At 60.1% G+C, this 11449-nt stretch carries 5 protein-coding genes; 2 read left to right on the top strand and 3 right to left on the bottom strand.

Features of this window, described 5'->3' with window-relative positions; translation table 11 throughout:
- Window positions 1-42: 42 nt before the first annotated feature.
- The 3 genes from C2E19_RS23325 to C2E19_RS23315 all read right to left on the bottom strand — a co-directional run bounded on the left by C2E19_RS23325 (window position 43) and on the right by C2E19_RS23315 (window position 8998).
- Window positions 43-2787, bottom strand: coding sequence for an RHS repeat-associated core domain-containing protein (locus tag C2E19_RS23325; protein ID WP_129395269.1), 2745 nt, complete (start codon window positions 2785-2787; stop codon window positions 43-45).
- Window positions 2784-7268: a SpvB/TcaC N-terminal domain-containing protein gene (locus C2E19_RS23320; RefSeq protein ID WP_129395268.1), complete on the bottom strand. Its 4485-nt coding sequence runs from the start codon at window positions 7266-7268 to the stop codon at window positions 2784-2786. The genes C2E19_RS23325 and C2E19_RS23320 overlap by 4 nt, the downstream gene beginning before the upstream one ends.
- Before the next feature lie 206 nt (window positions 7269-7474).
- The gene (locus C2E19_RS23315) at window positions 7475-8998 is read right to left on the bottom strand and encodes a fumarate hydratase (RefSeq protein WP_008080438.1); all 1524 of its coding nucleotides are present in this window, start codon (window positions 8996-8998) and stop codon (window positions 7475-7477) included.
- A 415-nt stretch (window positions 8999-9413) separates the two neighbouring features.
- Here C2E19_RS23315 and C2E19_RS23310 point away from each other — a divergent pair, with 415 nt between their 5' ends.
- On the top strand, window positions 9414-10520 hold the full coding sequence (locus tag C2E19_RS23310; protein WP_129395267.1) for a diguanylate cyclase: 1107 nt from the start codon (window positions 9414-9416) through the stop codon (window positions 10518-10520).
- Window positions 10513-11448, top strand: a complete 936-nt coding sequence (locus tag C2E19_RS23305; RefSeq protein ID WP_129395266.1) for an iron-sulfur-binding ferredoxin reductase — start codon at window positions 10513-10515, stop codon at window positions 11446-11448. The genes C2E19_RS23310 and C2E19_RS23305 overlap by 8 nt, the downstream gene beginning before the upstream one ends.
- Window position 11449 lies beyond the last annotated feature (1 nt).

Raw genomic sequence — 11449 nt, 5'->3', positions numbered from 1 at the left:
TCCGACGCTCCATTACCTGGGGTGACCTCAGGTCTGTGCAATTCATTTGCCCCGATACCGATGGCGAATGGTCGGGACTTTTTGCTGATAAATGTTGAGGAGTCCTCGGGTGGTCCCGATATTATTACGGGCGAATCCTGCAAGCTGCTTCACATCAGACTGGCGTAACATTTTCGCCTTGGCCGTGCCTACCCGATTGAGTGCCAGGTCAACCAGGTAGCCGCGCATTGCGTTTTTTTTATCGTAAAACTCGTTTATTCCCAGTTCTGCAAACGCGGTGTTGGTCGATGCGGTCAATCGCGTGACCATCGCATCGAGTTCATCGAGAGTGCTGTGGATTTTTGCCAGTTTCAGCGATGACAGGCCTTCCTCGGCCTCATTGGCTTGCTGTGCAAGGCTGCCCAGGGCCATGGCCTCACCCACACCGGGCACATAGGCGCCGACGACTTTACTGATGCCATCCACCGCCAATTGTTGCAAACCCTCACGGCTGCGCACGTCGTACTTTTCGCGGGAGGGGAGCGCGGATGGTGGCTGCAGCTCTGCCGCAATGGCATCACGGTTGAAGGTAGAGGTGCGGGGGACAATCGGCGAGTTCAACGTCAGTTGATCCACCAGCGTGTCATAAGTGCCAACGCTCCGGTCGGCGACGTTGTTGCCCAGGGTCAAGCCGATCAAATCAGCGGAAAGCCCGGGTATGGCTTCGGAGGCAAACGTGGCGGCATTGAACGAGGTAAACCAGCCGGCGACGGCGCTGCCGACTTGATAAGCAACGTTCCTGGCCAGCGTCTTGCGCCATTTCCCTGGATGTTGCAGGTTGATCAGTTGGCCCTGAAGGTTACTCATTTTTTGATCTATGGAAGACAACGCCTGCATGTTCCAGCTGATCAGTCGCTTGAGTTCGTTGGGCGAGCGATTGAGCCCGGCGTCATCGAAATAGTTCATCGGGTTATTGCCGACGAATGCGTACAGGTTCAGCCCGTCGACATCGCCTCCCGGGTCGGCGCTGATCCAGCGTTGCAACCACGGCGCGTAATATCTTGCGCCGTAGTAATAAAGGCCGCTGACGTCCATTTCCCGGCCTGAATAACGTACGGTCTTGTAACTGACCTCCAGCCCCGAGCGGGCGCGCAACCACGCGGTCGCCCCAAACGGGTAATAACCTTCGTGACTGATCAGACGCGCCTGCTGATCCAGTTCCATCAGGCTGGAACCGCAATGATCGTTGAGGGTGTAACGCAATTGATCGTTATCGATTGTCGGCGGTTCGCCTGTCCAGTGCAGGCAACGCGCGTCGCCGAAGCCGCTGGCGACAGTGATGACGTGCAGTTCCTCGGCATTGTCGCGGGTGCGGATTTCCAGGCCGGGCAGATAACGGACTTCGTCAAAGTGGCTGACGGACGTTGTGTGCCGCTCATGGCGCTTGTAGACCCGCACGCCCTGGCTGTAACGGTACTGCTCTTGATCATCGGCGCTGTTGTCGCGATGGATCAGAGTGATTCGAGCCAGTTGGTCGCGGGTGTTCCATTGCAGCGGCTGGCCGGGTTGCAAGGCCAGCAGATTACCGTGGCGGTCGAACAGGCTGGCGAAGTCCGGTAGCGGATCGCCCGCCTTCCAGCGCACGCCACGATTGCTGGCGGGGTCGATGCTCATCTCGCGCGTATGGCTGGTACCCGCGCGGACATGGCGGAGCCTGATCAGGTTGCCGCTGTGGTCGTAGGTATAAGTCTGTGTGTAATTGAGGCGGTTGTGCGGGTCGGTTGGCTGCGGCAAGCCGGGAATGTCCGAGGGCGGACCGTCGTCGTAACCACTCGCGCTGTGCAAGCGGTCCAGCGAGTCATAGCTGAACAGACGTTCGCCGTCGACCCGTTGGTTGGCGAAATGGCTGACACTGAAAACGTGATCGAGGATGCGCGTGCAATTGCCTTTCGCGTCATACGCGTATTCAAGATCCTGCAGAGCCGGCTGCGTGCCGATGGCAGAGGATTGCCGACGCAGGCGGCCGTTCTCAGGTTCATAGAGCCATTGGCTGACCACTCCGTTGGCGGTCTGTTGTTCGGTGATCTGCCCTGCGGCGTCGTATTGGGCGTAGCGCAAAACCACTTTCCAGTCGGGCTGGGGGTTGATTCGCAATTGGCTGAAGTTGAGTTGCCCGGCAACGTCGTAGCGCAGTCGCTGGCGATGTCCGCCGGCATCGGTCTGTTCCAGCAGGCGGCCTGCCGGGCTGTAGACCCGTTGACTGACAAACGCCATGTCGTCATGAAAGGTGCGGGTCTCGCGCAGCGACTGACCGGCGAGGCTGAAACTTTCGAAGTCGCTGGAGCCCGACGCGTCCCTCAACGTGATCAATCGCCCACGCAGGTTGAGGGCAGGGTCGGCGTTCGCGTCGGCATAGATGCAGGTTTCGATATCTGCCTGTGTGAGGTTTTCCTGCGTCAACAGGCGCAATTGCTCATCGAAGGTGGTTCGCCAATGGCTGCCGCGCTCATCCCAACGCTCGAACGCCTCACCGGCCAGCCCGGGCAACGTCAGACGCCAGCCGGCATCGACGCTGTGGACAGCGAGCGGCTCGCCACTCAAACCATACAAGGTCTCTTGACTGGCCATTGGCAGGCGCGGATCCCACTGCGCTACCGCTCTGCCTGCCGGGTCATGCTGGAAACGTGAAACCAGTACTTCGGCCGCGTCACCGGCAAACGTGCGCAAATAGGCAACCTGCCGCACCGGCAAGCCGCGGCCATCACTGACGACGAGTGATGGCGTACGCCAGGCGACGCTGGCGTTCATGCACCGGACTCGTCGGTGTCGTTGAAGTCTTCACTGGTGTGATACCAAGGATGATAGGTCTCACGGGAAAAATCGCCCTTGGCATTGATCAGTTTGATTGGCCGGCCCATGGGGTCATAGAACTGCTGATCGAAATAGCCATGCTCGCGCAGGGAAATATCGTTGACGTAGCCATGGCTATCAGCGAAGAACGGCCGGAATTGTCGCACTGCCAGGCCTTTGTTGTTGTATTCGACCCGTTCGCTGATGCGCCAGCGCGACTCGGCGAAGATTTCGCGCAACTCGCCGCGATCAAGGGTCAGCGAGCCGTCGGCGGTCACCTCATACGCCTGACCGGGAGCTACAAGCTGCTGGGTTTGCAGCGCGCGGCCGAAACCGTCCACACAAGCCTTGATGATCTGTATCTGTGCCGGGACGTCGTCATGGGGATAGCGGTCGGCACTCAGCAAGACGCTGTGCACCGGTTCACGGTGAGCACTGGCAACGAGCTGGCGCAACGCGTGTTCTGCAGGGGCCAGGGATGCGCTGTGTTGCAGGCGCTGGCGTGCGCTGGCACGAATATGTCCACTGGGCAGAATGTAACGTTGCCCAATCCATTGGAGGTCCTCGTCTGTGCCAGGCGGGAGCTGGCCCATCCAGCTGAACAGATCCTTGCGCAAAGTGCTGGCGGCTTTTTGCACGGCGGCCGCCGGGTTGTCGATCGCTGCATCCGGGCGATAATCCACTGGGCGCAGGTATTCACTCAGGGACTCGAAACCGGCGGCAATGCCGTTTTCGGTACCATGAAAACTGGTTGCCAGTGGTTGCCCGGACGGTTCGTAAAGGGCCTCGTAAATGTTTTCATTGGCATCGACGATGCGGGTCGGCTGCAACGCGTGATAGTCGTAGACGATGTGGGTGGTGCACTGGTCCGGCAGTTCGACGCGGTTGATTGCCAGGCAGTAATCATCGTATTGCGCCGTGGTCCAGCCGTGACTCAAGGTTTCACGGTACTTGAGGACGTTGTAGAAACGTTCGGGGCCAGCGTATTGCGCGTAGCCATAAGACGAGGACCAGAGATTCTCTTCGGCGTCTGGCAGGGGCGCCGGTTCGAACAGGGGTGGCATCGCCGTATAGCCGATTTCCTTCAGCGCCGCGCGAATGTCGAAACCTGGCAGATCGCCGTAGGCGTCCAGTGCGGTCTTGTCCATCTGTGCCAGTTCCATCGGTGCGACCAGCGCTTGGAAATCACTCTGCCCCTCGGGCAGCGGCGACATGTCTGTGCTCTTCAGATAACGCTGTATTGACTGCATCGTCAGTACTCGCGCGGTATTCCAGTGGGCGGAATCCTGATGGGCGTTCAACGCTTCGTAACCGATCTGTTTTGGATCGAGGCCTGCGGGTAGATCGCCTTTGGGCAATACCAGCGCATTGTTGCGTTGCTGCCATGGCAGCCCCAAGCGCCACATTTGCTGGTTTGCATCGAGGTCGATGTAGCGAGCGCGGGCCTCGCTCAGGTAGTAGGACTGTTGGGCCTGATCATGCGCATCGAGCCACCATTGCTGTTCATCGGGATCAGTAAAGGGCGGCGTATCCGCTGCGTTGCGGCGACGTGCATAACTGACCGTCAGCGCGTGAGTCGGCAGACCGTAACGGTTACGCCGCAAGGTGATCTCGTGCCGGCATTGCGGGTCGTCGATGAAGCGATCGTAGGCATAACTGATGTGTTCCAGTGCCAGCGGCAACAGCACGGTCGCGGGATCATGCTCACCTCGGCAGCGTACTTCACGCACTAGATAGCGAAACTCTTCGACTGCATACGGCAGGGGCGCATCATCGTCGGCGGCATAGGTTTCGCTACGGATGACCGACCCCACCAATGCCCGGGCAATTTCATATTCGGTATCGGCGTCGCATGGGGGCACCGCCTCATCGTATTCATCACCGAGGTGATAGTGGCTGTACAAGGTGCCACCGAGTGCCACGGCATCGGAATCTTCGCTGAAGTAACCTTCGCGGGGTGCAGTCATGGATTGCCCGGTATGAAACCAGGTACAGACCCGAACGGGTGCCGTGAAGCCAATCTCATCATTACCCGTGGCACTTTCGCTGTCGGTGTGCTGGATCCGGCCGAAGCCGCGAAACTCGCGCTCGCGCCCGTCATAGACGCCGTGACGGTATTCGCTCATTTGCGTTGTGCGGTTGCCGGTGACCTCATCTTCCTGCACTTGCTGACTGACCACCTGCACCGGAAAAGGCAGATAACAGGCGGGAGCGACCAACGGTTGTTGTGCGAGCCGCTCGTGCTTTTCATCAAGCCATGCTTGCGCAGAGCTGCGATAGCTGACGCGAGTGCTGCAGCCCATATTGTTGTTGGTGACATTCAGCAGGTAAGGCTTGGCCGCGACGAAGTCATAACGCCAGTGCTGCGGCTCAATGTGCGTAACGCTGAGAATCAGGCTGGCACAGCCCAGGCCTTGAGCATCGGCCAGTGTCACGCGGGACAATTGGTCGTAACGAATACCCGCCGGCCATGGCACAACCACCGGTGTCTGTTCCAGGCCATTACCACCGTGATTACGGTAAATCTCGAAAGTGTCGGATTTCAGGTAGATCAGCGCCGGTGCGCCAGAGCCGTCGAGGTCGGCGATACGCACCTGCGCCGCATTGAATTCGGCATACGTGAAACGCAGGGCGCTGATCACCTGGCCTTTGCCGAATTCGCCGTGTCCCAGATTGGGCCAGCATTTGATTTCGTCATGCCGAATGCGGCACAGCTCACTCATGTCACTGCCGAGCATGTTGCCCAGAAACACCAGCTCGGTGGGTGAGTCACTGAACACTGGCAGGCGGTCGTCATCGATTTTATGGTCGACGTCTTCGGCGTGGGCAAAGCCGCCCTCACGTTGATTGGCGTACAGGCGCACGGCGCGTGGGCCGATCAACGCGAGTGAACTGAGTCCGTCGCCGACCAGATCGCCCAGCTGTGCAAGGGTATTGAACAGTTCCACTGGAATCGCTTCGAACTGAACGAACGGGCCCCAGCTGCGATCAGCCTTCAACGAGCGAAAACCGCTGTTGCCGGGTTGCGCGCTGATCCAGTCCAGACGTCCGTCACCCGTCAGGTCGGTCAGCCATTGCTGCGCCGGCTGCCGGCGATTGGCGACAGGCACTGCCGGCAGCGCTGTCCACGGGCCGTAATCGATGGTTTCTGGCGCGGATTCGCCGCGTTGAGGTTCGCGGTAGTACCAGCACTGATCGAACCGTGCGAGAAACCCTGGAATGCCTTCACCGTACAAGTCGACAACTTGATAAGTATTGCCATCATCGATGGCGGGCATGGTGTCTGTTTCAAACAGCCGTACCGGGGTTTTATTGATGTCGAACGGTGTGTAATCGAACTCGACCGGTGGGCTGTTTTCCACTCTGCCATCGGCATCCCAGGCCTGATAGTGAGCGGCGCTGATCTGGCTGTACGTCCAGGCCGGTTCGACGTTGCGGTACTCCAGCAGCAAGCGCCGGACGAGTGTCGGGCGGGAACCGGTTTCTTGCGTGAAGTGATGAAACATCAACACTTGTTGGCAAGTCCTGCGGGTGCCGATTTCAAATCCCTGGCCGTATGTCGAGAACGGATCACCGCGTTGCAGCCAGGGTTGCAACTCGATGCCGTCATACACGGGTTTTTCGCTCAGGTCGCGACTGCGCTCGCCGTAGTCGAACAACAGGTGGAAATGCCAGTGCAAGTCAGCAGGATTGTCGTTGCTCCACGCGTACAAGTCTGCACTGGCGCTGGCGTTACCGTAGAGCACCCGGTGCAGATAGCGCTGGGCGCGGTAGTCATGCACTGGGTCGGCGTCATCATGGTCACTCAGGTATTCAAAGCAGATGTGCTCGCCGCGCGCATTCATGCTTTCGCAGAGTAACCAACTGCTGACTCGCAGTGCTTTGTCGGGGTGCGGATCCGGATCCGCACGGCGGCTGGCCGCGGTTTTTCCATAAACATGCAATGAGCCGTCAGCGCCGTGTATCAACCAGAACGGCGGCAGATCTGGATCCGCTTGCCAGCGTTCGCGCAGAGCGAAGTCGCTTTCGACCCGAGGCCAGTAACGCACGACCGAGTGCGGGCCGATGTCGACCCCGTTGTAACTCGACTCGGTGCGCGACTTCAGTTCACCCGCAGCGTCCAGTTCGGGCATCCACACTTCGCCGTCGTGGCCGATGATTTCGTCGTGATCGGTATAACGCGGCACACCTTTATGGGTGCGACGGCTGATTTGGCCGACGCCCAGGTTCCAGCCGATACCGAATGGCCCGTTCCCGGCCTGGCTGCTGTAGGTCAATGACAGTTGTGGGTCCCAACCACGCCCGGCGGACGCAGGGACAGGCAGCTCAAACGACGCCGCACCGGTCGGACCTACCGCGCCCCAGCTTTTTCCAATGGTGGCGATCGTCGAACTCTTCTCGATCGATGGGGTAACGATGCTCAACTCTTGATCGGCCATGATCTGATCCAATGCACAATGCGGGGGCGCAGGTGGATAGACGCTATCAAGATAAAGGGAATGGGTAACCTGTCAGATCTGACAGGTGCTTTATGCCGAAAAGTATGACTTTCAGCAGGTGTTATCGCCGATCTTTTTGCTGATGAATACAAAAAAGGGCCGACCTGTCGTGTGACAGGCCGGCCCTTTTTACAACAGCGAAGCGCTTACTGCACTTCTACCGCCAGGCTTTCGCTGATCTTCTGCTGCCAGATCGCCGGACCGGTGATGTGTACCGACTCACCTTTGCTGTCCACCGCTACGGTGACCGGCATGTCCTTGACCTCGAACTCGTAGATCGCTTCCATGCCCAGCTCGGCGAACGCCAGCACTTGCGACTTCTTGATCGCCTGAGCAACCAAATAAGCAGCACCGCCGACAGCCATCAGGTACACGGCTTTGTTGTCCTTGATCGCTTCGATCGCGGTAGGGCCGCGCTCGGACTTGCCGATCATGCCCAACAGGCCGGTTTGCTCAAGGATCTGCCGGGTGAACTTGTCCATCCGCGTCGCGGTGGTCGGGCCGGCCGGGCCAACCACTTCGTCACCGACCGGATCAACCGGGCCGACGTAGTAGATGAAGCGACCCTTGAGGTCGACCGGCAGGGTTTCACCCTTGTTGAGCATCTCGACCATGCGCTTGTGCGCGGCGTCGCGACCGGTGAGCATTTTGCCGTTGAGCAGGACGGTTTCGCCCGGCTTCCAGCTCTGCACGTCTTCCGGGGTCAGGGTGTCGAGGTTGACGCGACGGGCCGACGGGCCGGCTTCCCAGACGATTTCCGGGTAAGCGTCCAGCGGTGGCGCTTCCAGGGAGGCTGGACCTGTACCGTCGAGTACGAAGTGTGCGTGACGGGTGGCGGCGCAGTTCGGAATCATGCACACCGGCAGCGAGGCTGCGTGGGTCGGGTAGTCCATGATCTTCACGTCGAGCACGGTGGTCAGGCCACCGAGGCCCTGGGCGCCGATGCCCAACTGGTTGACCTTCTCGAACAGCTCCAGGCGCATTTCTTCGATGCGGTTCTGTGGGCCACGGGCTTTCAGCTCGTGGATGTCGATGGATTCCATCAACACTTCCTTGGCCATCACCGCAGCTTTCTCGGCGGTGCCGCCGATGCCGATACCGAGCATGCCCGGTGGGCACCAGCCGGCGCCCATGGTCGGAACGGTCTTGAGCACCCAGTCAACGATCGAGTCGGACGGGTTGAGCATGGCCATTTTCGACTTGTTCTCGGAACCGCCGCCCTTGGCCGCCACGTCCACTTCCACGGTGTTGCCCGGGACGATGGAGTAGTGAATCACGGCCGGGGTGTTGTCCTTGGTGTTTTTACGAGCGCCCGCCGGGTCGGCGAGGATCGAGGCACGCAAGACGTTTTCCGGCAGGTTGTAGGCGCGACGCACGCCTTCGTTGATCATGTCGTCCAGGCCCATGGTGGCGCCATCCCAACGCACGTCCATGCCGACGCGCACGAACACGGTGACGATACCGGTGTCCTGGCAGATCGGGCGGTGGCCAGTGGCGCACATGCGCGAGTTGATCAGGATCTGTGCCATCGAGTCACGGGCCGCTGGCGATTCTTCGCGCAGGTAGGCTTCGTGCATCGCCTGGATGAAATCCACGGGGTGGTAATAGGAAATGAACTGCAGGGCGTCGGCAACGCTCTGAATCAGGTCGTCTTGCTTGATCACGGTCATGAGTCGCGCTCCTCTAAAAGACGGGAACATTCAATAAGGTGCCTGCGGCTTGGGTGCATCGGTCGGTCGCAGACACCTTTCAAGGCACGCCGGGGCTGCTGGCGCGACGCTAAAAAGGCGCGGCAGTATACCGCGCCTCGGTGGGGCATACACGCGCCGGCAGTCATTCGTTGGTCGCATGTCTTTCGCATATTCCGGTAGGAGCTGCCGCAGGCTGCGATCTTTTGATTTTGTTTTTTAGGTCAAGATCAGAAGATCGCAGCCTGCGGTAGCTCCTACACTGAATATGTGGGTTTTTGACGTCAATTTTCGAGCCTGAAAATCGGTGGTCATTTATCGACCGGGCCTCTAAAGTGGCAGCCGGTCTGTAGAGTAGGACACTCGGTCAGCCTCCTATCGCACGGTGAGTCAACGATTGACCCATAACGCCATTCAACGTCTTTTACTGAAACGTTTTGCCCTCGCTGCAGCCACCTACGGATTGGCTTTGCTGCTGCTGTGGCTGGCGTTTTTTACCGGGCATTACGACCAGACTCTGAGCTCTGTGGCCATTGGCAGCGCCCTCGTGGTGATCAGCCAGGCGAGCCTGTTCCTGCTGTTCTGGACCGGGCGTAACCAACGCTTCGCCGACCCCAGCCTGACCGAAGTGCAAGTGCTGCTGGGGCTTGGCTGGCAAACCTGGCTGATCGCCCATCTGGATGAAGCGCGCGGGGCGTTTCTGGTCTTCTACGTGTTGATCCTGCTGTTCGGCCTGTTCCACCTCAGTCGACGCGCGTTCATTCGCTGCGCACTGCTGGTGTTCTTCAGTTTCTGCGCAATCACCCTGTGGGACGGCTACCACTTCCTTTTGCCCGAGCCTGCGCTCGCCGCTTTGCAGGTGTGCATTCTGGCGATGGTGCTGGCGTGGCTGGTGCTTTACGCACGCTTTGTCCAGGTCTCGCGCCAACGCATGCGTCAACGCCGCTTTGCTTTGCAGGCGCATCAGGACACCCTGCGCGGGATGATGCGCCAGCTCGAAGACCTGGTGGCCACCGATGAGCTGACCGGGCTGTTCAATCGTCGGCATTTCCTGCGTCTGGCCTCACGTGAACTGGGCGCGATGGACGCGGGTGTGATGCACGGCCTGGCGTTGATCGACCTTGATCACTTCAAACGCATCAATGACCTGCACGGCCACGCCGCTGGCGATCAGGTGTTGCAGGCGTTCGCCGGCGTCGCTGGCGCCTGCCTGCGCGACGGCGATGTGCTGGCGCGCTATGGGGGTGAGGAGTTTGTCGTGCTGCTGCCCGATTGCGACGCTGAACGCCTGACCGCCTGTTGTGAGCGTCTGCGCATCGCGTTCACCGATGTCGAACTGATCGGCCTGAATGTGCGCGACCTCAGTCTGTCGGCGGGCATGACCCTGCTGGAACTGGGCGATGATCTCGACGACGCCTTGCAGCGTGCCGATCAGGCGCTGTACCGGGCCAAACGTGATGGACGCAATCGCTGCGCGGCAGCCTGGGAGAGCGTCGATGCCTGAACTGCGCGTCGGTGAGCGGCACTGGTCGGTGGCGCCGGGGAGCAATCTGCTCGATGCCCTTAACCAGAACGGTGTCGCCGTGCCCTACAGTTGCCGCGCCGGCAGTTGCCATGCCTGCCTGGTGCAATGCGTGAAAGGCCTGCCCGCCGATAGCCGGCCGGATGCGCTGAGTGCAGAGCAGCGTCAACAAGGCTGGCGGCTGGCCTGTCAGTGCCAAGTGACCGAAGATTTGCAGGTGCACACCTTTGACCCGATCGCCGATGGGCGGCCGGCAGTGGTCGAGGCGCTGGACTGGCTCAGCGACAACGTTTTGCGTTTGCGCCTGACCCCGCAACGGCCCTTGCGCTACAGCGCCGGGCAGCATCTGGTGCTGTGGCTCGAGCACATCGCCCGGCCGTATTCGCTGGCGAGCCTGCCGGAAGAAGAGCGCTTTCTCGAATTCCACCTCGATTGCCGGCAACCCGGCGAATTCAGCGATGCCGCGCGGCGCTTGCAGATCGGCGACTCGATCCGTCTCGGCGAACTGCGTGGCGGTGCGCTGCATTACGACCCCGACTGGCACGATCGACCGTTGTGGCTGCTGGCCGCCGGTACCGGTCTCGGCCCGTTGTTCGGTGTACTGCGCGAAGCGTTGCGGCAGGATCATCAAGGCGCGATCCGCATCATTCACCTGGCCCATGACGATCGCGAACACTATCTGGCCAAACCCCTGGCAGCGCTGGCTGCACAGCGCGAAAACCTCAGCGTCGAACTGTGGACGACGGCCGAGTCAGCCGCCGCTTTGGCACAACTGCGTCTTGTCTCGCGGCAAACCGTGGCCTTAGTCTGCGGCTCGACGGTCAGTGTCGACGCTTTCGCCCGGCGTCTGTATCTGGCCGGATTACCGCGCAATCAACTGCTGGCCGACGTATTTTTGTCCCGTGGTTGAG

The sequence above is a fragment of the Pseudomonas sp. DTU12.3 genome, from assembly GCF_004124275.1.
GTDB classification, from domain to species: domain Bacteria; phylum Pseudomonadota; class Gammaproteobacteria; order Pseudomonadales; family Pseudomonadaceae; genus Aquipseudomonas; species Aquipseudomonas helmanticensis.
The sequence above is the reverse complement of the archived record's forward strand: the minus strand, read 5'-3'. Positions and strand labels throughout refer to the sequence as shown.

Bases quoted from the DNA above. Each gene is read 5' to 3' on its own strand.
- C2E19_RS23325 (WP_129395269.1), bottom strand. From the start codon at position 2,787: ATGAACGCCAGCGTCGCCTGGCGTACGCCATCACTCGTCGTCAGTGAT.
- C2E19_RS23320 (WP_129395268.1), bottom strand. From the start codon at position 7,268: ATGGCCGATCAAGAGTTGAGCATCGTTACCCCATCGATCGAGAAGAGT.
- C2E19_RS23315 (WP_008080438.1), bottom strand. From the start codon at position 8,998: ATGACCGTGATCAAGCAAGACGACCTGATTCAGAGCGTTGCCGACGCC.
- C2E19_RS23305 (WP_129395266.1), top strand. From the start codon at position 10,513: ATGCCTGAACTGCGCGTCGGTGAGCGGCACTGGTCGGTGGCGCCGGGG.